Origin of the sequence: Paracoccus yeei ATCC BAA-599, assembly GCF_000622145.1 — a bacterium.
GTDB classification, from domain to species: Bacteria; Pseudomonadota; Alphaproteobacteria; order Rhodobacterales; family Rhodobacteraceae; genus Paracoccus; species Paracoccus yeei.
The window spans coordinates 97,861-120,150 of the sequence record NZ_JHWH01000013.1 but is presented as its reverse complement, the minus strand read 5'-3'; the positions used below and the strand labels follow the sequence as shown (position 1 = coordinate 120,150).

19 protein-coding genes are annotated in these 22,290 nt (G+C 68.0%); 8 read left to right on the top strand and 11 right to left on the bottom strand.

The annotated features are described in order from the left end of the window. Positions 1-76: 76 nt before the first annotated feature. Both BU28_RS0108550 and BU28_RS0108545 read right to left on the bottom strand, forming a co-directional pair. Positions 77-1,138 carry a glycosyltransferase family 61 protein gene (locus BU28_RS0108550; RefSeq protein WP_028719105.1) on the bottom strand — a complete coding sequence of 354 codons (1,062 nt, stop codon included), beginning with the start codon at positions 1,136-1,138 and terminating at the stop codon, positions 77-79. Positions 1,139-1,199: 61 nt separating this feature from the next. Beyond that, positions 1,200-2,378 carry an SGNH/GDSL hydrolase family protein gene (locus tag BU28_RS0108545; protein ID WP_036762447.1) on the bottom strand — a complete coding sequence of 393 codons (1,179 nt, stop codon included), beginning with the start codon at positions 2,376-2,378 and terminating at the stop codon, positions 1,200-1,202. A 126-nt stretch (positions 2,379-2,504) separates the two neighbouring features. Between BU28_RS0108545 and BU28_RS0108540 the strand changes: the two genes are divergently transcribed. Then, a complete protein-coding gene (locus BU28_RS0108540; protein ID WP_028719103.1) occupies positions 2,505-3,362 on the top strand; it encodes a universal stress protein in 858 nt (285 codons plus the stop codon). Here the strand turns inward: BU28_RS0108540 and proS are convergent. After that, entirely contained in the window at positions 3,359-4,711 is a 1,353-nt protein-coding gene (gene proS / locus BU28_RS0108535) for a proline--tRNA ligase (RefSeq protein WP_028719102.1), read from the bottom strand. The genes BU28_RS0108540 and proS overlap by 4 nt on opposite strands. Positions 4,712-4,837: 126 nt before the next feature. Here proS and BU28_RS0108530 point away from each other — a divergent pair, with 126 nt between their 5' ends. The 4 genes from BU28_RS0108530 (at position 4,838) to BU28_RS0108515 (ending at position 10,668) form a co-directional block, all read left to right on the top strand. Then, positions 4,838-6,172, top strand: coding sequence for an AI-2E family transporter (locus BU28_RS0108530; protein WP_028719101.1), 1,335 nt, complete (start codon positions 4,838-4,840; stop codon positions 6,170-6,172). Positions 6,173-6,175: 3 nt separating this feature from the next. Further along, the gene (locus BU28_RS0108525) at positions 6,176-6,895 is read left to right on the top strand and encodes a P-loop NTPase family protein (RefSeq protein WP_028719100.1); all 720 of its coding nucleotides are present in this window, start codon (positions 6,176-6,178) and stop codon (positions 6,893-6,895) included. Further along, the gene (locus BU28_RS0108520; RefSeq protein WP_028719099.1) at positions 6,892-9,057 is read left to right on the top strand and encodes an RNA degradosome polyphosphate kinase; all 2,166 of its coding nucleotides are present in this window, start codon (positions 6,892-6,894) and stop codon (positions 9,055-9,057) included. Before BU28_RS0108525 ends, BU28_RS0108520 begins: the two co-directional genes overlap by 4 nt. 69 nt (positions 9,058-9,126) lie before the next feature. Beyond that, positions 9,127-10,668: a Ppx/GppA family phosphatase gene (locus tag BU28_RS0108515; protein WP_028719098.1), complete on the top strand. Its 1,542-nt coding sequence runs from the start codon at positions 9,127-9,129 to the stop codon at positions 10,666-10,668. 12 nt (positions 10,669-10,680) lie between these two features. Here the strand turns inward: BU28_RS0108515 and BU28_RS0108510 are convergent, their stop codons facing one another. Continuing rightward, the gene (locus BU28_RS0108510; protein ID WP_028719097.1) at positions 10,681-11,730 is read right to left on the bottom strand and encodes a dipeptidase; all 1,050 of its coding nucleotides are present in this window, start codon (positions 11,728-11,730) and stop codon (positions 10,681-10,683) included. 335 nt (positions 11,731-12,065) lie between these two features. Between BU28_RS0108510 and BU28_RS0108505 the strand changes: the two genes are divergently transcribed. The 3 genes from BU28_RS0108505 to BU28_RS0108495 all read left to right on the top strand — a co-directional run bounded on the left by BU28_RS0108505 (position 12,066) and on the right by BU28_RS0108495 (position 13,519). After that, entirely contained in the window at positions 12,066-12,389 is a 324-nt protein-coding gene (locus BU28_RS0108505; protein WP_028719096.1) for an antibiotic biosynthesis monooxygenase family protein, read from the top strand. A 107-nt stretch (positions 12,390-12,496) separates the two neighbouring features. After that, positions 12,497-13,135 (top strand): ParA family partition ATPase, encoded by a 639-nt coding sequence (gene parA / locus BU28_RS0108500; RefSeq protein ID WP_028719095.1) that lies wholly within the window; start codon positions 12,497-12,499, stop codon positions 13,133-13,135. A 96-nt stretch (positions 13,136-13,231) separates the two neighbouring features. Further along, a complete protein-coding gene (locus tag BU28_RS0108495; protein ID WP_036762419.1) occupies positions 13,232-13,519 on the top strand; it encodes an I78 family peptidase inhibitor in 288 nt (95 codons plus the stop codon). A 103-nt stretch (positions 13,520-13,622) separates the two neighbouring features. Here the strand turns inward: BU28_RS0108495 and uvrB are convergent, their stop codons facing one another. The 7 genes from uvrB to BU28_RS0108460 all read right to left on the bottom strand — a co-directional run bounded on the left by uvrB (position 13,623) and on the right by BU28_RS0108460 (position 22,240). Continuing rightward, a complete protein-coding gene (gene uvrB, locus BU28_RS0108490; protein ID WP_028719093.1) occupies positions 13,623-15,809 on the bottom strand; it encodes an excinuclease ABC subunit UvrB in 2,187 nt (728 codons plus the stop codon). 88 nt (positions 15,810-15,897) lie between these two features. Beyond that, a complete protein-coding gene (locus BU28_RS0108485; protein ID WP_036762416.1) occupies positions 15,898-17,238 on the bottom strand; it encodes a branched-chain amino acid ABC transporter permease in 1,341 nt (446 codons plus the stop codon). A 12-nt stretch (positions 17,239-17,250) separates the two neighbouring features. Next, entirely contained in the window at positions 17,251-18,252 is a 1,002-nt protein-coding gene (locus BU28_RS0108480) for a branched-chain amino acid ABC transporter permease (RefSeq protein ID WP_028719091.1), read from the bottom strand. A gap of 3 nt (positions 18,253-18,255) precedes the next feature. Further along, positions 18,256-18,960, bottom strand: a complete 705-nt coding sequence (locus tag BU28_RS0108475) for an ABC transporter ATP-binding protein (protein ID WP_028719090.1) — start codon at positions 18,958-18,960, stop codon at positions 18,256-18,258. Then, on the bottom strand, positions 18,957-19,811 hold the full coding sequence (locus tag BU28_RS0108470; protein ID WP_028719089.1) for an ABC transporter ATP-binding protein: 855 nt from the start codon (positions 19,809-19,811) through the stop codon (positions 18,957-18,959). Before BU28_RS0108470 ends, BU28_RS0108475 begins: the two co-directional genes overlap by 4 nt. A 104-nt stretch (positions 19,812-19,915) precedes the next feature. Further along, positions 19,916-21,100 carry an ABC transporter substrate-binding protein gene (locus BU28_RS0108465; protein ID WP_028719088.1) on the bottom strand — a complete coding sequence of 395 codons (1,185 nt, stop codon included), beginning with the start codon at positions 21,098-21,100 and terminating at the stop codon, positions 19,916-19,918. Positions 21,101-21,235: 135 nt separating this feature from the next. After that, a complete protein-coding gene (locus tag BU28_RS0108460; RefSeq protein ID WP_028719087.1) occupies positions 21,236-22,240 on the bottom strand; it encodes a GlxA family transcriptional regulator in 1,005 nt (334 codons plus the stop codon). Between the last annotated feature and the right edge of the window lie 50 nt (positions 22,241-22,290).

Here is a 22,290-nt window from a genome sequence, read left to right as displayed (position 1 = left end):
CCAAACACTCAGAACGTCAATGAATCCGTTTCTGATCATATCATTCCGTCCGCTCGCGAAAAATTCAACCTGCCGTTTAGGACGGGTTTGCAGCATTTTCCGCTTGGACAAGCTCCAGCGTCGCGACCACCTCGCCCCAGTCGATGCGGAAGGATTCGGCCTGACCCCGGCCCACGACCATGGCGAACCTCTGCTGCCAGCGGTCCGTCAGAAGCTTCATGGCGGTCGTGGCGCGGTCCGGAGGCTGCAGCGTCAGCAGCGTGCCGCCCGGCGGCATGGCGGCAATGCCGTGGTTCAGCTGGCTTCCCTCGACGCCGGCGACAACGCTGGCATTGGCGCAGGCAGCCATCAGCGCGTCTACGCTGTGATCCTCCGGGAACATGATGCGAAAGCCGTAGTCGTCCCCCAGGCGCCGGGCGATCTCGGCCTCGTTTTCCAGCAGGCGCCGGTCGCCCGACTGGCCCCGCATCAGAAAGACGCCCTGACGAGGTTCCGGCGTCACATGCCGCGTCAGGCGGGACCGCATGTCCTGCGCGCGCGCCAGGCGGTTGGTGTTGTTGGCGTGGTCGTCGAACACCACCAGCTCGTCGAAATGGGCATCAGTGATGCGACGCGGGTGCATGCCCAGCCTGAATTCATAGTCGGGCACATGGCCCCCGCGCGGCGGCATGGTCGTGACCGGGGTGCCCGCCTGTTCGGCCAGCCGATAGGTCAGGCAGTCGTCCAGCAGCCAGTTGCCGAACCAGCGGTTGCCGACCCAGCTTTCATAGGCCGCCCCGGCCGGGATGGATTCCAGATGACCCAGCGACATGCGGTGCCGGCGCTGGCGCAGGTGCAGCGTGTAGCCGTGGGAATAGACGACGCCGTCCACGATATCGACATCCGCCAGGCGGTAAGCGGTCGTGGGCCCGATCGGCTCGGCCGGATCGCCGTGCAGCGACTGCATCAGCAGGGGCAGGGTGGTGAACTCGGCCCGGGTGAAGCGCTCGGCCTGACCGGGCAGGATGATGACGGGCGGCACGCGGCGAAACTCGGCCGGAGCGATCTGCCATTGCTCTTCGGCTGCGGCGGCAAGCTCGGGTTGACCCAGGCCAAGCAGCAGGCCGATGCGATAGGTCAGGGGACGCAGGGAAATCATCGGCGAGGCACCAGACAAAACCGATTAACGAGAAACTTCGGAAAACAGGGCAGCCGGCGGTCTAGGATTCGCCAGCGGCCAGAATGGCGGCCAGGATCTGGTCACGGATCATGGCATGATCGTCGGCCGAAGGATGCCAGAAACAGGCCGTCCGATCAAGCTTCGGCAGCACCACCAGCACGGCGCGGGCACCGTCGGCCTTGAGGCTGTCCAGGGCGGCGCTGTAGGGCGACACCAGCGGCGCGCCGTATTCGCCGAAGGCCAGCAGGACCTGCAGGGCGCCCGGGTTTTCCCGCACGCGTTCGCGCAGGAAGCGGACCAGCGCGGCCTGGAAATCGCGGCTGAGCGCCTGCTGGTCTGTCCAGGGTTCGGACAGGTCGAAATCCGATCCGAAATCGTTCGATCCGAGGCCCGTCACCACGATGTCGGCGGGTTTCTGCGGCAGCCGCGTCGCGGCCGGCTCGCTGGGCAGGGCCAGGCCATAGCGGCTGGCCATGGTCGCCCCAGGCTTGGCGCCGCCATAGTTGCGCAAGAGCCCGATCCCTGAACGCGCGATGATGCGGTAATCCGCACCCAGCGCCTGCGCGACCTGGGGCCCGAAGCTGCGCGTGGTGTCGGTCGAGGAGAACACCTCGCCTTCGGTGCAGTCGCGCCATTCGGCGCCATTGGCAAAGCCCACGGTGTCGGAATCGCCGATGAACTCGATCAGTCGCGCGCGCGGCTCGGGCGCGGGCAGGCCACGGGTGCCCGGTCCCGCCAGGACGCCGCCGAAACTGGCGGGCATCGAGCTTTCGCTGGTCTTTTCCACCCGCAGCCGGTGTTCGCCGTCGCTCAGGCCGCGCAGGCGCAGATCCTGGGCGCCGGGCCGCGACAGGTCGATGCGTGCGGTCCGGCCCTCGTCCACCAGAACCCGCCAGCGGTTGCTGGCATCCTGGAACCGGACCCGGATCTCGGTTCCGGAAAAGCGCGCCTCGACGTGAAAGCCGGGCCATTCCTGCATCAGGGCCCCCTTGGCCCCGGCCGAGGCGCGGCCCGTCACCAGCATCGGCACCACGGCCAGCCCCTCGGCCGGGGGCACAAGCTCGATGGCCACGCCGCCGCCGGCACTGCCACGCGCGATCTCGATCGTGGGCACCACCTGCGCCGGACGCGGCGGCGCCGGCCAAAGGCGAAAGGTCCAGAGTCCGGCGACCCCCAGGACCAGCGCCAGCAGCGCCAGCCTTACCACCATCTTGTGCATGATGCCCCATGTCCGAATCGGATGGATCATCCCTTGCCGGCCATGGGCCTGTCCATCTGCCGAAAAGGCAGGTGGCTTTCGGTGCCGGGGAAACCGGGCTAGGCTGGCCCGAAAGCGAGAGGTGGAATGCGCAACTATCTGGTGGCAAGCGATCTTTCCGGCCGGTCCGATCACGCCCTGGCCCGGGCGGCGGCGCTGGCGCGGGGGGACGACGACGCCCGGATCACCCTGCTGCACGTCATCGACGAGGCCGGGCCCGCCAGTGCCGAGGCCGAGGATCGCCTGCGCGCCCAGGCTGCGCGCGTGGTCCCTGCGGGCGTCGCGCTGCGCTGCGTGACCCTGCCCGGCGATCCGGACGAGGCGATCCTGCGTCTGGCCCGGGAAACCGGCGCGGCGCTGATCCTGATGGGCGTGCCCCGGCCGCGCCGCTTTCTGCAGGGCCTCGCGGGCACCACGGCCGAGCGGGTGCTGACCGCCGCGGCCTGCCCGGTCGCCGTGGTTCGCCACCCGGCCGACCGCCCCTGGCACCGCATCCTGCTGGCTTTGGCCGAGGACCGCAGCGCCCTGCCGGTCGCCCGCGCGCTGGACCGGCTGGGCCTGGTCCGGGGCGCGGATATGACCGTCCTGCACGCCACGCACCTGCCCAGCCCGCCGACGCTGCGGACCGGGGGGCTAAGCTCGGTCTCGCTGCAACGGCTGGACAACGAGGCGATGGCCCATCTGGAGCTGCGTCTGCGTCGCCGTCTGCGGCCGGTGCTGAAGGCGGCGGGCCATCTGCACTATGCCCTGCGCCACGTCGCGGTGCCCACGGCCCTGGCGCGGATGCAGCGCGAGGATCGGTTCGACCTGCTCGTGACCGGGGCGCGCGGACAGGGCGCGCTGCGCCGGCTGATCCTGGGATCGACCAGCGCCGAGATGATCCGCAATGCCGAGATCGACCTGATCTGCGTGCCGGTCGGCCCCTTGCGCAAGCCCGCGCTCTAAAGGCCGGCCCGAAGCACCGGGCGATAGAGCTCGGTCAGGCGGGCGACGGCGTCCTGAGGCGACATCTCGACCGATTCGCCCGTGCGGCGCGAGGTCAGTTCCACCTTGTTCGCGGCCAGGCCCCGCGGGCCCACGGTGATGCGCCAGGGCAGCCCGATCAGGTCCATAGTGGCGAACTTGGCCCCGGCGCGCTCGTCGCGGTCGTCGTAAAGCGGGTCCAGCCCCTGGGCCTTCAGCTCGGCGTAAAGCGCCTCGCAGGCGCTGTCGGTCGAGGCGTCGCCCTGCTTCAGGTTCACGATGCCGGCGTGGAAGGGCGTCACCCCTTCGGGCCAGATGATGCCCTTGTCGTCGTGGCTGGCCTCGATGATGGCGCCCAGAAGGCGGCTGACGCCGATGCCGTGGCTGCCCATGTGGACCGGCACGCGGGCCCCGTCGGGGCCGACCACGGTGGCGCCCATCGGCTCGGAATACTTGGTCCCGAAATAGAAGATCTGGCCGACCTCGATGCCGCGCGCGGTGCGGCGGCGTTCCTCGGGGATCTGGTTGAACAGCGCCTCGTCATGGGTCTCGTCGGTGCGGGCATAGCGGCTGGTGAATTCCTCGAGCACCGCCTGGCACTGTTCGACGCTGTCATAGTCGATGGCGCGGTCGCCGAACTTCAGGTCGGTGATCTGGCTGTCATAGAAGACCTCCGATTCGCCCGTCTCGGCCAGCACCAGGAATTCGTGGGTATAGTCGCCGCCGATGGGCCCGCCGTCGGCACGCATCGGGATCGCCTGCAGGCCCATGCGCTCATAGGTCCGCAGATAGCTGACCAGGTGCCGGTTGTAGGCGTGCAGCGCGGCTTCCTTGGTCAGATCGAAGTTGTAGCCGTCCTTCATCAGGAACTCGCGCCCGCGCATGACGCCGAAGCGGGGCCGGATCTCGTCGCGGAACTTCCACTGGATATGATACAGGGTCAGCGGCAGGTCCTTGTAGGACGACACATGGCTGCGGAAGATGTCGGTGATCATCTCCTCGTTCGTGGGCCCGTAAAGCAGGTCGCGCTTGTGGCGGTCCTTGATGCGCAGCATCTCTTCGCCGTAATCGTCGTAGCGGCCGCTTTCGCGCCACAGGTCGGCCGGTTGCAGCGTCGGCATCAGCATGGCGATATGGCCCGCGCGGGCCTGTTCCTCGTGCACGATGCGCTGGATGTTGTTCAGCACCTTGAACCCCATCGGCAGCCAGGAATAGATGCCCGCTGCCTGCTGCTTGATCATGCCGGCGCGCAGCATCAGCCGGTGGCTGACGATCTGCGCCTCTTTCGGGTCTTCCTTGAGGACGGGCATGAAATAGCGCGACAGACGCATGGCGGAATCCTTCCTGATGGGCCTAAGCGAGTTAGCGCAGAGCGTTCAGGGGGGCAACGGGCTTCCTTGCATAGGGGGCCGCAACCGTCCAAATAGGTCGCGACGCGCGAACATCAGGAGAGGCGCATGAGGCTCCCGGCACAGAAACAGGTCTGGTATTGGGGCGGGGCGCTGGCCGTCCTGCTGCTGGCGCTATGGGCGCTGGGAAATCAGATGATGCCCTTCATCCTGGGGGCGGCGGTGGCCTACCTGCTGGACCCGGTGGCCGACCGGCTGGAACGCCTGGGCCTGTCGCGCACGCTGGCGGTGGTGGTCATCACGCTCGTGGGCGTGCTGATCATGGTCGCCGTGGTGCTGATGCTGGTTCCGGTGCTGGTCCGCCAGACCACGCAGCTGGTCAATACCGCCCCGCAGATGGCCGAGCAGCTGCAGCAGTTCCTGATGAGCCGCTTTCCCCAGGTCTTTGCCGAAGGCAGCACCGTCAACACCGCCCTGACCAACGTCGGCCAGCGGGTCAGCGAAAGCGGGATGCAGGTCGTCTCGACGGTGCTCGGCTCGGTCATGGGGGTGTTCAGCCTGCTGGCGCTGGTGGTGATCGTACCGGTCGTGGCCTTCTATCTGCTGCTGGACTGGGACAGCATGGTCGCCCGGCTGGACGAGCTTCTGCCGCGCGAACATGCCGACACGATCCGGGGCCTGGCCCGCGACATCGACCGGGCGCTGTCGGGCTTCGTGCGCGGGCAGGGGCTGGTGATCCTGACCCTGGGGACGTTCTATTCGGTCGGGCTGGGGCTGGTCGGGCTGCCCTTTGGCGTGGCGATCGGGGCGCTTGCGGCCTCGCTGTCGTTCATTCCCTATGTCGGCGTGCTGATCGGGGGCGCGACGGCCATCGGGGTCGCGCTGTTCAGCTTCTGGGGCGAGCCGGTCTGGATCGGGGCGGTGGTCGCGATCTTCGCCGCCGGCCAGTTCATCGAGGGCAACTTCCTGCAACCCAAGATCGTCGGCGGCTCGGTCGGGGTGCATCCGGTCTGGCTGATGCTGGCCCTGACCGTTTTCGGCACCATGTTCGGCTTTGTCGGCCTTCTGGTCGCGGTGCCCATCGCGGCGGCCCTGGGCGTTCTGGTGCGCTATGCCGTCGGGCGCTACAAGGAAAGCGCGCTTTACACCGGGCGCGAGGTGCCGGCCCCGCCCGCGCCGCCCATGCTGATCGAACTGGTGCCGCGCGGCACGGTCGCGAACCTGCGCCGCCTGGCCCAGCTGTCCCATGACGTGCGCGTGGCCGAGATCCAGCGGCAGGAGGAGCTGGCCGAACTGGTCGAGGACCGCCAGGACCGCGCCCGCAAGCAGAAAGAGCCGCGGCACGCCCCCGAGGGCCCGCCCTCGCCGGTGCAGCTTCACATCGAGGCGCGCCGGGCCGACGAGGAGGACCGCCAGCGCGAGAAGCAGAAGAAGGACGGCTGATCCTTGGCCCGCCAGCTTGCCCTGGACCTGACGATCCCGCCCGCCCTGTCGCGGGACGATTTCCTGACCACCGCCGCCAACCGCGACGCGCTGGCCATGCTGGACCGGCCCGCCGCCTGGCCCGGGGGGCGGCTGTTGCTGATCGGGGGGCCGGGTTCGGGCAAGTCGCACCTTGCGCGCTTCTGGGCCGAGGAGAACGGCGCCCAGGTCCTGCGCGCCGCGACCGTCTCGCCCGGGGACGTGGATGCGCTGCTGCCCTGGGGCGGCGCGCTTGCGGTCGAGAACGCCCATGAGATCGCCGGGATCACCGAGGCCGAGGATGCGCTGTTCCACCTGTGGAACCTGGCCGGCGCGCGCCAGGTCCTGCTGCTGATCACCGGCCGCACCGCGCCGCGCGACTGGGGGATCGTCCTGCCCGACCTGCTGTCGCGGCTGGAATCGGCCGCCCAGGCGGTGCTGGGCCCGCCCGACGACGCGCTTTTGCCCGCCGTGCTGGTCAAGCTGTTCGCCGACCGCCAGATCCAGGTCGCGCCCGACGTGGTCGACTGGCTGGCCCTGCGGATGGAGCGCGACCTTGGCCTTGCCCGCCATCTGGTGGCCGCCATCGACCGCAAGTCCCTGGCCGACCGCCGTCCCGTGACCCGCCGGCTGGCGGCCGAGCTTCTGGACAAGCTTGCGCCGTCCGAGCCATCCTCTGCCCCCTCATCGCACGAGGCACCATGACCCAGGCCGACTATCTTCGCACCCCCTACCTGCCGCCAAAGCAACTGCCCGAGGGCACGCCCCAGGGTCCGGCCCGCTTCTTCAACCGCGAGATCAGCTGGCTCAGCTTCAACTGGCGCGTTCTGGACGAAGCGCGCAACCCCCGCGTGCCGCTGCTGGAGCGGTTGCGCTTCCTGGCGATCTCGGCGACGAATCTGGATGAATTCTATACCGTCCGGGTGGCGGGCCTTCGCGAGCTTGTGCGCGAAGGAAACACGACGCTATCGGACGACGGGCTGACCGCCTCGGAACAGCTGACCATGGTCAACGCCGACGCCCGCCGCCTGATGGGGGCGCAGCAGGCGGTCTGGAACGGGTTGCGGCGCGAGATGGAGCTGGCCGACATCACCATCCTGTCGCGCAGCGCCATGACCCGCAGCGAAGAGGAATTCCTGCGCCGCTACTTCATGGACCAGGTGTTCCCCGTGGTCTCGCCCCTGGCGATAGACCCGGCGCACCCGTTCCCCTTCATCCCGAACCTGGGCTTTTCGCTGGCCGTGGACCTGGCGCGCGAAGGCGACGGGCGCCAGATGCAGGCCCTGCTGCCGATCCCCCAGCAGATCGCGCGCTTCATCACCCTGCCGGGCGGCAAACGCTTCGTCCGGCTTGAGGAAGTGCTGCTGATGCACCTGCCCAGCCTGTTTCCCGGCTATCGCGACATCGGCCATTGCGCCTTCCGCGTGCTGCGCGACAGCGACCTCGAGGTCGAGGAAGAGGCCGAGGACCTGGTGCGCGAGTTCGAGACCGCGCTGAAGCGCCGGCGGCGCGGCAGCGTCATCCGACTGAAGATCACCTCCGGCGCGCCCGATCGGCTGCGCAAGCTGATCATGCAGGAACTGGCCGTCACCCCCGAGGAGGTGGTCGAGGTCGAGGGCCTGCTGGGCATGGCCGACCTCAGCGAACTGGTGCTGGACAGCCGCCGCGACCTGCAGTGGCCGTCCTTTACCCCGCGCGTGCCCGAGCGCGTGCAGGACCACGACGGCGACATGTTCGCGGCGATCCGGCAAAAGGACATGCTGCTGCACCACCCCTACGAGACCTTCGAGATGGTGACGCGCTTTCTGGCCCAGGCCGCCGCCGATCCGAACGTGGTCGCGATCAAGCAGACGCTTTACCGCACCTCGCGCGACAGCCCCATCGTGGACGCGCTGTGCGAGGCGGCGGAATCGGGCAAGTCGGTGACGGCCCTGGTCGAGCTGAAGGCCCGCTTCGACGAGGCCGCGAACATCCGCCAGTCCCGCCGGCTGGAGCGGGCGGGGGCGCATGTGGTCTATGGCTTCATGCAGTACAAGACCCACGCCAAGATCAGCGCCGTGGTGCGGCGCGAGGGCGAGCAGCTTGTCACCTATACCCATTTCGGCACCGGCAACTATCACCCGATCACCGCGCGCATCTACACCGACCTGTCGCTGTTCACCTGCGATCCCGCGCTGGGGCGCGATGCGGCCAAGGTGTTCAATTTCCTGTCCGGCTATGTCCAGCCCGAGGGGCTTGAGAACCTGGCGATCTCGCCCATCGACCTGAAAGAGCGGCTGATCGACCTGATCGGGCGCGAGGCGGAATATGCCCGCCGCGGCCGCCCGGCCGAGATCTGGGCCAAGATGAACAGCCTGATCGACAAGGAGGTGATCGAGGCGCTTTACGATGCCAGCAACGCCGGCGTGCGCATCAGCCTGGTCATCCGCGGCATCTGCGGCCTGCGCCCGGGCATCGCCGGCCTGTCGGAAAACATCCGCGTCAAGTCCATCGTCGGCCGCTTCCTGGAACATTCCCGCATCGTCTGTTTCGGCAACGGCCACGGCCTGCCGTCCAAGAAGGCGCGCGTCTTCATCAGCTCCGCCGACTGGATGGGCCGCAACCTGAACCGCCGGGTCGAGGCGCTGGTCGAATGCATGAACGAAACCGTCAAGGCCCAGATCACCAGCCAGATCATGGCCGCGAACCTGGGGGACGAGGCGCAAAGCTGGCTGCTGCAGCCCGACGGCCGCTATCTGCGTTATCTGCCCGCCGGCAAGGACGATTTGTTCAACTGTCACAAGTTCTTCATGGAAAACCCGTCTTTGTCCGGAAGGGGGACCAAGGGGGCGCGCGACGTGCCGGCTCTGACCCATTCGGCGGATTGACGAACAAAAGTTAATGAACCATGCATCGCTTGCCATCGTTCAGGTGGTAACGGAACCGAGAGGAAACCGATGAACGGTGTTGTGACCGCAAGCGGGGAAACCATCGAGCCCTTTGGACGATCGCTGTTCGAGCGCGCCTCGGAACGCGCGCTCAGCCGGGTGGGCGTGGTCGACGTGGGCTCGAACTCGATCCGGATGGTCGTCTTCGACGGCGCGGCGCGCTCGCCCGCCTATTTCTACAACGAAAAGGTCATGGCGGGACTGGGGCAGGGGCTGGCGACCACCGGCCGGTTGAACCCCGAGGGCGTCGTGCGCGGCATGTCGGCGCTGAAGCGCTTTGCCGCGCTGGCCGAGGGCATGGGCATCAAGCCCCTGACCTGCGTGGCCACCGCCGCCGTGCGCGAGGCCGAGGACGGCCCCGCCTTTCGCCGGGCGGTCGAAAAGGAAACCGGGCTGAAGCTGTGGGTCATCGACGGCGAGGAAGAGGCGCGCCTGTCGGCCCAGGGCGTGCTGCTGGGCTGGCCCGAGGCCATGGGACTGGTCTGCGACATCGGCGGCAACTCGATGGAACTGGCCGAGGTGGACAAGGGCAAGGTCGGGCGGCGCATCTCCACGCCGCTCGGCCCGTTCCGCCTGCAGCAGGTCAAGGGCGGCAGCGACGGCCTGCGCGACCATGTCCAGAAGATCCTGGAGGATGCGGCGAAAAAGCTGGGCCGAGGGCACGAGCAGATCTATCTGGTCGGCGGGTCCTGGCGCGCCATCGCCCGGCTGGACATGGAACGCGCGGACTATCCGATGACGGTGCTGCACGAATACCGCATGTCCACCGACGACGTGCTGGCGACCGTCAAGTGGATCGGCAACCAGAACCTGTCCGACATGCGCAGCAAGCTTGGCATCTCGGCCAGCCGGATGGAACTGGTGCCGCTGGCAAGCCAGGTGCTGCGCCAACTGGTCATCAGCCTCGAGCCGAAATCGCTGGCCGTGTCCTCCTATGGCATCCGCGAGGGGCTGCTTTACGAACAGATGCCCGAAAGCCTGCGTTCGCGCGACCCGCTGCTTGAGGCGGCGCGGTTTTCGGAACGCCAGATGGCGCGGATGCCGGGGTTCGGCAAGCGGCTGTACCAGTTCCTGGAGCCCATCTTCAAGGACGCGCCCCCGCAGCGCGACCGGCTGATCCGGGCCGCCTGCCTGCTGCACGACACCACCTGGCGCACGCATCCCGACTATCGCGCCGATGCCTGTTTCGACAATGTCACGCGGGCGAACATGGCGGCGCTGTCCCATCCCGAGCGGGTTTTCCTGGGCCTGTCGCTGCTGCACCGCTACAAGAACAGCCGCGGCAATTCGGCGATGGCGCCGCTGTTCAAGCTGCTCAGCGACGACGAGATCCGCGATGCCGAGGTTCTGGGCAAGGCCATGCGGTTCGGGGCCATGTTCTCGGTCCGCGACCCGTCCGAGGCGGGGACGCTGAAGTTCAACCGCAAGCGCAAGGTGCTGGAACTGCGCCTGACGCGGACCGGCACGGCGCTGATGGGCGAGGTCGCGGACGCCCGCTTCAAGTCCCTGGCCGAGGCGCTGGGGGTCGAGCCGGTCGTCAAGGTGGACTAGGACCAGGGCGCCTCAGGCGCCCCAGGTCCGTTCCAGCACGGACAGCCAGTTCTTCCAGGCGATCTTTTCGACCAGCGCGCGGTCGTAGCCATGCCCCAGCATCGCCTGGGTCAGGTTCTGCAGCATCGAGGCGTCGGCCAGATCCTCGGGCATCTGGGCGCCGTCATAGTCGGACCCCAGCGCCACCCCCTCCTCGCCCAGCTTTTCCAGCAGGTGGTCGAGGTGGCGCAGCACGATGTCGAAGCCGCGCATCGGCTCGCGCCGGCCCTGCGGGTGCAGGAATCCCACCGCATAGTTCAGCCCGACCAGGCCGCCGGTCGCGGCGATGGCGTCAAGCTGGCGGTCGGTCAGGTTGCGCGAACTGGGCGCCACGGCATGGGCGCAGCTGTGGCTGGCGACCAGCGGCGCGTCCGACAGCGCCGCCACGTCGTCAAAGCCGCGTTCGTTCAGGTGCGACAGATCCAGCATGATTTTCAGCTGGTTGCATTCCCGCACCAAGGCCTTGCCCGCGGCCGTCAGGCCCGGCCCGGTATCGGGCGAGGAGGGAAAGGCGAAGGGCACGCCGTGGCCGTAGCGGGTCGGGCGCGACCACACGGGACCCAGCGAGCGCAGGCCCATCGCGTGCCAGACATGGAGCGCGTCGAGATCGGGGATCGGCTCGGCGCCCTCGATGTGCAGGATGGCGGCGATGCGGCCTTTCGCGATGGTGTCGCGGATCTGGGCGGCGGTCTTGCAGACGGTCAGACGGCCCGTGCGCTCCATCGCCAGAAGGTGGCCGGCCTGGGCGAAGGCATGGGGCAGGGCGTCGGCCAGCGCCACCTCGTCGGGCAGGGGTAGGGCGAAGGGCGGGTTGGCCTTGAGCACGGCGGCAAGCGTGTCGTCCTCGGACGCGGGCGAGGGGGTCCAGATCGCGAAGAAGCCGCCGACGAAGCCGCCCGCCTGCATGCGCGGCAGGTCGAGATGGCCGGTGCCGTCGCCCGAAAGCCACAGCCGGTCGCGCTGCGGCCCGGCGGCCACCATGCGCTGCAGGAAGTCGTTGTGTCCGTCGAAGACCGGAATCATTGGCGCTGCCCCCTTGTTCACGGGCGGCACCATGCGCGCCCTGGCCGGGGGCTGCAACAGGGTGCGCGTTGCGCAGTGCACCGGGTCGGGGTCGGGACGCGGGAAACCCCGCGATTGCTGGGATTTCGGCCGTGACAGGCGTACAGCCTGCGTACACCGGGCGTACACAGGGCGTATGCCGCGGCGGTGGGGGGCTCTGCCCCCCTCGGAGCTGGCGCTCCTCACCCCCCCCCCGGGATATTTCGGCAAGAAAGAAGCCTGGGGGATTGCGATTTTTCGGCTTTGCGGGCGGGGCGGCTGCGCTATCCTGAAGCGAGCCAGAGGGAGAGCCAGCCATGACCCAGATCTCGAACGACTTTCAGGGGCAGACCGTGATCTGCACCTTCGAGGTGACGCCCGGCAGCGCGCATGACGTGCTGGATGCGCTGAGCGAGGCCTATGACCGGGTGATCCGGCATCAGCCGGGCTATGTCTCGGGCGCGGTGCACCTGAACGACGCACAGACCCGCATCGCCACCTATTCGCAATGGCGCGACCGGCGCGATTACCAGGCCATGCTGCGCAGCCCCGAGATGCGCGAAAGAAACCGCGCCATCAATGCCATGTGCCGCCATTTCGAGCCGGTCATGTACGAGGTCATCGGCACCTGGCCCGCCTGACCGCGCCCGGCCGCCGGGGCCGATGCCGCAGCTGCGAAAAAACCGATGCATCGGCGCGCGCTTGCCCCTAGTCTGGGCGGGAACCGGAGAACCGGAAAGGGGGGCAGATGGCAGGGCGCATCATTACCGTCGCGCAGCAGAAGGGCGGGTCGGGCAAGACGACCATCGCGGTCAACCTGGCCGCGACCTTGCGGGGGCGGGGCCATTCGGTCGCGCTGCTGGACACCGATCCGCAGGGCAGCCTGGGCCGCTGGTTCCTGGAGCGGCTGGACCGCCTGGGCGAGGACGAGGCGCTGGAGTTCACCACCTCGTCGGCCTGGGGGGCGAGCTACGAATCGGAGAAGCTGAAGAAGCGCTTCGATTACGTCATCATCGACACGCCGCCCAAGATCGACAGCGACCTGCGCCCGGCGCTGCGGGTGGCCGACCTGGTGCTGGTCCCGGTCGCCACCAGCCAGGTCGACCTGTGGGCGACCGAGGGGGTGCTGGACCTGGCGCGGCGCGAGAAATGCGACACGCTGATCGTCCTGAACCGGACCCGGCCCCACACGCGGCTGGCCGCCGAAATCGCCCAGAAGGCCGCCGAGCTTGGCGCCGAGGTGGCGGCGGCGCAGGTCGCGAACCGGGTGCTTTACGCCGAGACCCTGGGCCAGGGGCTGGGGGCCGCGGACGGCGCGCGCGGCAACCCCGCCGCCCGAGCCGAGGTGGACGCGCTGACCGACGAGGTGCTGAGCTGGCTGCCCTGAGGGCGGCGGGGTTCCGCCGGCGCGGCGCGATTTCGGGAAACCTTTTGCCGGCAGCGGCGTTCGGGCGGCGACTCCCCGCCACAAGGAGAACGTCCCGTGAAGCAGATCCTGCCTGTTCTGGTGCTTGTTCCCGTCCTTGCCGCCTGCCTGCCCGAACCGCCCGAGCCGACGCCGATGCCCCCGGTCGCGATCCAGGACGATACCTGCGGCGCGAGCCGTTACCTGGCGCTGGTGGGTCAGCAGGGGACCACGATCAGCGTTCCGGCCAATACGCCCTACCGGGTCTATCGGACGGGCGACCCGGTGACGATGGATTTCAACGCCGCCCGCCTGAACTTTGAACACGACCGCACGGGACGCCTGGTGCGGGTCAGCTGCGGCTGACGGCGCGGGGCGGCTGGCGCATCAGCTGACGCTGACGACACCGAACCGCTGGAGCGCGTCAGTTGAAGCTGACGGCGCGGGCGCGATCCACCCGTGCCGCCGTCTAGCGGTGGCGTTTCGACCGCTTGTTGCCGCCGCGCTGACCGGCGCGGCCGGCGGTCGAGCGGCCCGAAGCCTTCATCGCCTCTTCCGCCGCCTCCTCGATCACCGATTGCCGGGCCAGCGGGTCGTCGGCGACGGCCAGTTCGACCACCTCGAGGCGCTTCACCTCGTCGCGCAGGCGGGCGGCTTCCTCGAACTCCAGGTTCTCGGCGGCCTTGCGCATCTGGGCGCGCAGCGCGTCCAGATGGGCCGCCAGGTTCGCGCCGACCATGGGCCGGTCGACCTTGGCGGTGACGCGCGACTGGTCGGTGTCGCCCTGCCAGAGACCGGCCAGCACATCCTCGACGTTCTTCCGGACCGTCTGCGGCGTGATGCCGTGTTCGATGTTGTAGGCCATCTGCTTTTGCCGGCGGCGTTCGGTTTCGGCCATGGCGCGTTCCATGCTGCCGGTTATGCGGTCGGCATACATGATGACGCGGCCTTCGGCGTTGCGCGCGGCGCGGCCGATGGTCTGGATGAGCGAGGTTTCCGAGCGCAGGAAGCCTTCCTTGTCGGCGTCGAGGATGGCGACAAGGCCGCATTCAGGAATATCAAGGCCTTCGCGCAGCAGGTTGATGCCCACCAGCACGTCGAAGGCGCCCAGGCGCAGGTCGCGCAGGATCTCGATGCGTTCGATCGTGTCGATGTCGCTGTGCATGTAGCGGATGCGGATGCCCTGTTCGTGCAGGTATTCGGTCAGGTCCTCGGCCATGCGCTTGGTCAGCGTGGTGACCAGCGTGCGCAGGCCCGCGGCCGAGACCTTGCGCACCTCGTCCAGCAGGTCGTCGACCTGCATCTCGACCGGCCGGATCTCGATCTGCGGGTCGATCAGGCCGGTGGGGCGGATGATCTGTTCGGTGAAGACGCCGCCGGTCTGGTCCAGTTCCCAATCGGCGGGGGTGGCGCTGACGAAGACCGATTGCGGGCGCATGGCGTCCCATTCCTCGAACTTCAGCGGACGGTTGTCCATGCAGCTGGGCAGGCGGAAGCCGTGTTCGGCCAGCGTGAACTTGCGCCGGAAGTCGCCGCGATACATGCCGCCGATCTGCGGCACCGAGACGTGCGATTCATCTGCAAAGACGATGGCATTGTCGGGGATGAATTCGAACAGCGTCGGCGGCGGCTCACCGGGCGCGCGGCCGGTCAGGTAGCGGCTGTAGTTTTCGATGCCGTTGCAAACCCCAGTCGCTTCAAGCATTTCCAGGTCAAAGTTCGTGCGCTGCTCCAGCCGCTGCGCTTCCAGCAGCTTGCCTTCGTCGGTCAACTGCTTGAGGCGCCCCTGAAGTTCGGCGCGTATCCCCTTGATCGCCTGCTGCAAAGTCGGGCGCGGGGTGACGTAGTGGCTGTTGGCGTAGATGCGGATCTGCTTGAAGCTGTCGGTTTTCGCCCCGGTCAGCGGGTCGAATTCGGTGATCGCCTCAAGTTCGTTGCCGAAGAAGTCGAAGCGCCAGGCGCGATCCTCGAGGTGGGCGGGCCAGACCTCGACCAAGTCGCCGCGCACGCGGAAGCCGCCGCGCTGGAAGGCGGCGTCCAGGCGCTTGTACTGCTGGGCCACCAGTTCGTTGATGAAGCCGCGCTGTTCGTATTGCTGGCCGACGATCATGTCCTGGGTCATGGCCGAATAGGTCTCGACCGAGCCGATGCCGTAGATGCAGGAGACCGAGGCCACGATGATGACGTCGTCGCGTTCCAGAAGCGCCCGCGTGGCCGAGTGGCGCATCCGGTCGATGGCCTCGTTGATCTGGCTTTCCTTCTCGATATAGGTATCGCTGCGGGCCACATAGGCTTCGGGCTGGTAGTAGTCGTAGTAGCTGACGAAGTATTCGACGGCGTTGTCGGGGAAGAAGCCCTTGAATTCGCCGTAAAGCTGGGCGGCGAGCGTCTTGTTCGGCGCCAGGATGATGGCGGGGCGCTGCGTCGCCTCGATCACCTTGGCCATGGTGTAGGTCTTGCCGGTGCCGGTCGCGCCCAGAAGGACCTGGTTGCGTTCGCCGGCCGTCACGCCTTCGGCCAGTTCGGCGATGGCGGTCGGCTGGTCGCCGGCGGGCTGGAATTCGGATTGCATGACGAAGCGCTTGCCGCCTTCCAGCTTGGGGCGGCTGACCTCGGGAAAGCGCAGGACCGGGGCGTTGGTGTTGTTGTGACCCATCGTTTCACCTTTGTTCCGGTCCAATCTGGCGCTTTCGCCCGCCGATGCAAGTCCCGGCGGGCGGAAAAGATCCCGATGGCGCGGCCGGCTATTTTTCCGGGACCAGGCCGCGCGGGGCGAAGCGCAGCACCAGAAGCAGCACCAGCCCCATCGCGATGAAGCGCATGTGCGGCGCGCCGCCCAGAAGCTGCGTCTTGAGCCCGCCTTCGGGCAGGGGCAGCGTGACCATGTGCATGAAGGCGGGGCCCCAGACCTCGGCCTTGATCCAGAGATACCAGATCAGCACGGCCCCCAGCACCGCCCCCCAGTTGTTGCCCGAGCCGCCGACGATGACCATGACCCAGATGACGAAGGTATAGCGCAGCGGGTTGAAGCCGCCGGGCGACAGAAGCCCGTCCAGCGTCACCATCATCGCGCCGCCAAGCCCGATCACCGCCGAGCCGATGACGAAGATCTGCAGATGCCGGCCGGTGACGTTCTTGCCCATCGCCTCGGCCGCCGTCTCGTTGTCGCGGATGGCGCGCATCATGCGGCCCCAGGGGGATTTCAGCGCAAGTTCGGCCAGCAGGATCAGCGCCAGGAGGACGAGGCCGAAAAGGCCCGCGTAAAGCAGCTTGACCCAGATGCCCGAGGCGGTGGCCGGGTCCATGCCCCAATCCGCCGCGCGGGCCGCAAAGCCGGGGTCGTTCTGCAGGTCGAGTTCGTAGGGTACGGGGCGGGGGATGCCCGAGATGTTCTTGACGCCGCGCGCCAGCCATTCCTCGTTGCGAAGGACGGCGACGATGATTTCGCCGATGCCGAGCGTGGCGATGGCGAGATAATCCGAGCGCAGGCCGAGCGCGACCTTGCCCACGCCCCAGGCGGCGGCGGCGGCGAAGGCCGCGCCGACCGGCCAGCCCAGCAGCACCGGCCAGCCGAGGCCGCCGATGTTGCCGGCGGAGGCGGCGTTGTTCGCCTCGATCGCCATGACGGCGGGGTCGAAGAGTTCGCGGTAAAGGACGAAGCCCAGCACCAGCACGCCGATCAGCGCCGGCACGCGCGGCCAGCCCCGCAGCCGGCGCCAAGTCAGCGCGGCAAGCGCCAGCGTGCCCAGCCCCACGGCCAGCGCCAGCAAGACGCGCGGGCCGCCGGCGGCCCAGGCGCCCGGCACCGGCGCGGTCGCGACCAGCACCGGCCCCAGCGCGCCAAGTGCGACGAAGCCCACCACGCCCGCGTTGAAGAGGCCCGCATAGCCCCATTGCATGTTCACCCCAAGCGCCATGACGGCCGAGATCAGCCCCATGTTCAGGATGGCCAGCGCCGAGTTCCAGCTGCCGGAAAACAGCATGTTGCGGGTGGTCCCTTCGAGCACGAAAAGGACGGCGATCAGCAGAAAGACCAGGGGCGCGCGCCAGCGGCTGGTGGCTTCGGCTTGACGGTTCGTCGACATCGCTTGGCCCCCTTAATAGCTTTTGCCGCGGAACAGGCCGGTCGGCCGGAACAGCAGCACCACGATCAGGATCACGAAGCTGACCGCGAACTTGTATTCGGTGGACAGCAGTTGCAGCAGCCCGTCCGACTGAACGCCCAGATAGCCCGCGACCTTCTTCCAGGGATAGGTCACCGCGACCTCGGAGAAGGCGACGATGAAGCCGCCCGCGACGGCGCCCAGCGGATTGCCCAGGCCCCCCACGATGGAGGCCGCAAAGATCGGCAGCAGGATCTGGAAGTAGTTGAAGACCTTGAAGGATTTGTCGAGCCCGTAAAGCGTGCCCGCCGTCACCGCCAGCGCCGTCGCGATGATCCAGGTCAGGCGCACCACGCGTTCGGGGTCGATGCCCGAAAGAAGCGCCAGATCCTCGTTGTCGGCATAGGCGCGCATGGCCTTGCCGGATTTCGAGCGGCTGAGGAAGCGGAACAGCGCCCAGCACGCCAGCGCCGTGATGCCCAGCGTCAGGCCCTGGCTGAGACGCAGGGACAGCCCCTCGGTCAGCCCGGTCCAGGCGCGAAAGTCCTGGACCGAGATCAGGAAGCGGGCGCCGTCGTCGAAGCGGATCTCGTCCACGCCGATGACCAGGCGGGTCAGGCCGTTCATGATGAACATGACGCCGACCGAGGCCATGACCAGGATGATCGGGGCCGACCGCTGCCTGCGGTAGAAGCGATAGACGGCGCGGTCGGTGCCAAGGACCAGCAGGCAGCAGAGCGCGATGCCGAAGGGCAGGGCCAGAAGCGCCGTCGGCAGCGGGCCAAGGCCGATCCCCAGCGCCTGCAGGCCCCAGGTCACCAGGATCACCAGCGCGGTGCCGAAGGCCATGGTGTCGCCATGGGCGAAGTTCGAAAACCGCAGGATGCCATAGATCAGCGTGACTCCCAGCGCCCCCAGCGCAAGCTGCGCGCCATAGGCGGCGGCGGGGATGACGACAAAGTTCAAAAGCGCCACCAGCGCGTTCAGGATGTCCATGCCTCAGCCCCCCAGGAAGGTGCGGCGCACCTCGGGGTCGGCCAGCAGGGCGGCCCCCGTGTCGGTATAGCGGTTCGCGCCCTGCACCAGCACATAGCCGATATCGGCGATTTCCAGGGCCTGGCGGGCGTTCTGTTCGACCATCAGGATGGAAATGCCGGTGCGGGCGACCTCGATGATGCGGTCGAAAAGCTCATCCATGACGATGGGGCTGACGCCGGCGGTCGGTTCGTCCAGCATCAGCAGGCGCGGTTTCGTCATCAGCGCGCGGCCGACGGCGACCTGCTGGCGCTGGCCGCCCGAAAGCTCGCCCGCGTTCTGGCGGCGCTTGTCGGCCACGGCGGGGAACAGGTCATAGACCTGGGCCATGGTGTCACGATAATCGTCGTCGCGGATATAGGCGCCCATCTGCAGGTTCTCCTCGACCGTCATGGTCGGGAAGATGTTGTGGGTCTGGGGCACGAAGCCCATGCCCTTGCGCACGCGTTCCTGGGGCGTCAGGGCGGTGATATCCGCGCCCCCCAGGGTCACGCGGCCTTCGCGCAGGTTCAGCATGCCGAAGACGGCCTTCATCGCGGTAGACTTGCCGGCGCCGTTCGGGCCGACGATCACGGCGATCTGGCCCTGGTCCACGGTCAGCGTGCAGCCGTTCAGGATGTCGGCGCGGCCATAGCCGCCGCGCATGTCGGTGGCGGAAAGATAGCTCATGGCCGGCCCCTCGCTTCGTCGCCGAGGCCCGGCTGGGCGCCGTGGCTTTCGCCCGAGGCGGTTTCGGTCGCGATCTCGGCCGCGACCTTGTTCTTCAGGCCGGTGCCCAGATAGGCCTCGATCACGGCCTCGTTCTGCATGATGCTGGAGGCGGAGCCCTGCGCCAGCACCTTGCCCTGGGCCATGACGATGACCGGGTCGCAGAGCCGGCCGATGAAATCCATATCGTGTTCGATCACGCAGAAGGTATAGCCGCGTTCGCGGTTCAGCCGGGTGATGGCGTCGCCGATGGTGCCCAGAAGCGTGCGGTTCACGCCGGCGCCGACCTCGTCCAGAAAGACGATCTTGGCATCGACCATCATGGTCCGGCCCAGTTCCAGCAGCTTTTTCTGCCCGCCGGACAGGTTGCCGGCCTTTTCATCGGCGACATGGCTGATGGTCAGGAAATCCAGGACCTCGTCCGCCTTGGCGCGCAGGGCGCGTTCCTCGTCCCGGATGCGGGCGCGGCGGAGCCAGGTGTTCAGCAGCCGTTCCCCGGTCTGGCCGCCGGGCACCATCATCAGGTTCTCGCGCACGGTCATCGAGGAAAATTCATGCGCCAGCTGGAAGGTGCGCAGCAGGCCCTTGTGGAACAGGTCGTGCGGGGCAAGGCCGGTGATGTCCTCGCCATCCATCACGACGCGGCCGGAGGTCGGTTTAAGAACCCCGGCGATGACGTTGAACAGGGTGGATTTTCCGGCGCCGTTGGGGCCGATCAGCCCGGTGATCGAGCCGGTCTCGATCGTCAGGCTGGCGCCATCCACGGCGCGGAAGCCGCCGAAATGCCGGTGCAGGTCGTGGACCTGGATCATGTCTCTCCCCAGACTTCGCGGAATACGCGAAGAAACGCCCCTATGGGCTTGTTTTGATTCTGGAAAGGCCCGGACGGATGCCCGGGCCGATCCGGTGTTGCGGCTTAGCGGAAGCCGACGACGTTCAGCTTGCCGCCCTTGAAGTCGACCTCGCGGTAGACGCCGGCGCTTTCGCCCGGCTCGACCAGCTCGACCGAGGTGGCGCCCACATAATCGACGTCGGTGCCCGCGGCAATCAGTTCCAGCGCCTTGGCCAGTTCGCCGGGATAGATGTTTTCGCCGGGCGCGTTCGCGACCTCCATCACCTTGTCCTTCCAGACCTTGGGATCGGTGGTCTTGGCGGCCTGCATCGCCAGCAGCATCAGGGCGCTGGCGTCATAAGCCTCGCCGGCATAGGCCGAGGTGCCGTCGAAGCCGGCGGCCTTGGCCAGTTCGGCGAACTTGTCGTGGCCCTCGCCCTCGGCCGAGGGGTTCTGGCCGAACGAGGTTTCCAGCTGGGTGCCGAACTTGTCGGCGAGCGTGGTGTTCACCATGCCGTCGGGCAGCACGAAGGTCGAGAACGCGCCGGTGTCGAGCGCGCCCTGGATGATGCCCGAGCCGCCCTGGTCGGCATAGCCCGCCACCACCAGCGCGTCGCCCCCGGCGGCGGCCAGCGCCGCGACCTCGGCCGAATAGTCGGCCTTGCCGTCGTCATGGGCCGCGACCATCGTGACGGAACCGCCCTTTTCCTTGTAGGAATTGGCGAAGCTGTCCGCGAGGCCCTTGCCGTAGTCGTTGTTGGTATAGGTCACCGCGACCGACTGGACGCCGCGTTCCAGCACGATGTCGGCCATCACCTCGCCCTGGCGGGCGTCCGAGGGCGAGGTGCGGAAGAAGAAGCCCTTGTCGTCGATGGTCGAGAGCGCCGGCGAGGTGGCCGAGGGCGAGATCATGACGACACCGTTCGGCACGGCGACGCGTTCCAGGGTGGCGATCGTCTCGCCCGAGCACATGCCGCCCATGATGCCCTTGACGCCTTCGGCGGTCACGACGCGTTCGGCGGCGGCGACGGCGGCGGCCGCATCGGTGCAGGTGGTGTCGTAGACGACCGGCGTGACGGTGGTGCCGTCCAGCAGCTTGCCGCTGTCGCCCACTTCCTTCATCGCGGTCTCGGCGCCTTTCTGGATGGCCGGGGCGATGGATTCCAGCGGGCCGGTGGCGCCGACCCCGATGCCCATCTTGATGTCCTCGGCATGCGCAGCGGCGGCGACCATGGTGCCGGCGACGCTGGCCAGAAGAAGCTTTTTCATTGTCCGTCTCCCTGAGTGGAACATTGTCCTGCCCGGCAGGCTATAAGCCGCCGATCGAAATGGAAAGTGCACAGAATGGGCAGAACGCAGGGGCAGTTCGGCGTTTCGGGCGCAATTTGCCGCAGGGCCCGGCGATCAGCCGCCCGCCGCCGCGCCGCCGCGCTGGCGATAGGGTGTGCTGCCATAGGTCGCGCGGTAGCATTTCGAGAAATGCGCCGCCGAGGTGAAGCCGCAGGCCAGCGCGATCTCCATCACGCCCATCTCGGTCTGCATCAGCAGGTTGCGGGCGCGTTCCAGCCGCAGCTCCATGTAGTAGCGCTTGGGTGAGCGGCCGAGATAGCGCGCGAACAGCCGCTCCAGCTGGCGCGGCGACATGTCGGCGTCGAGCGCAAGGCGGGCGGGGCTGATCGGGTCCTCGATATTGGCCTCCATCCGGGCGACGACCTGGGCCAGGCGCGGGTGGCGCGCGCCGATGCGGGTCGGGATCGACAGGCGCTGGTGGTCGTCCTCGGACCGGATTGCGGTGTGGATCATCTGGTCGGCCACGCGGCTGGCCAGTTCCGCCCCGTGATCGCGCGCGATCTGGCGCAGCATCAGGTCGATGGCGGTGGTGCCGCCGGCGGCGGTCAGGCGGCTGCCGTCCTCGACGAAGACGGTGCGGATCAGGGTCACGTCGGGGAATTTCTCGGCGAACCCGTCCTGGTTTTCCCAGTGGATGGTGGCGCGGCGGCCGTCCAGCAGCCCGGCCTCGGCCAGGACCCAGGCGCCGGTGCAGATGCCGCCGATGCGCGCGCCGCGTCGCGCCTCGCGCCGCAGCCAACCCAGGATCGGCCGGGTCGCCGCGCGGGGCACGTCGATGCCGCCGCAGACCAGGATGGTGTCGTTGCGCTGCACCTCGATCAGGCCTGCGTCGACCACGACGGCGGTGCCGTTCGAGCAGGCCACCGCCTGTCCGCATTCCCCCAGCAGCCGCCATTCGTAAAGCCTGCGCCCTGCAATCTGGTTGGCCAGCCGCAAAGGCTCGATCGCGGCGGCGAACGCCACCATCGTAAAGCGTTCAAGCAACAGGAAAACATACCGCTGCGGGCGGGATTCGGCCGGGGATCTGTCCTGGCTTGCGGCTGGAAACGGGTCTGGCATGTCGGTCGCGCGTTCGGATGGCGCAATTCATCAGGACTCGCGGGCGCGCG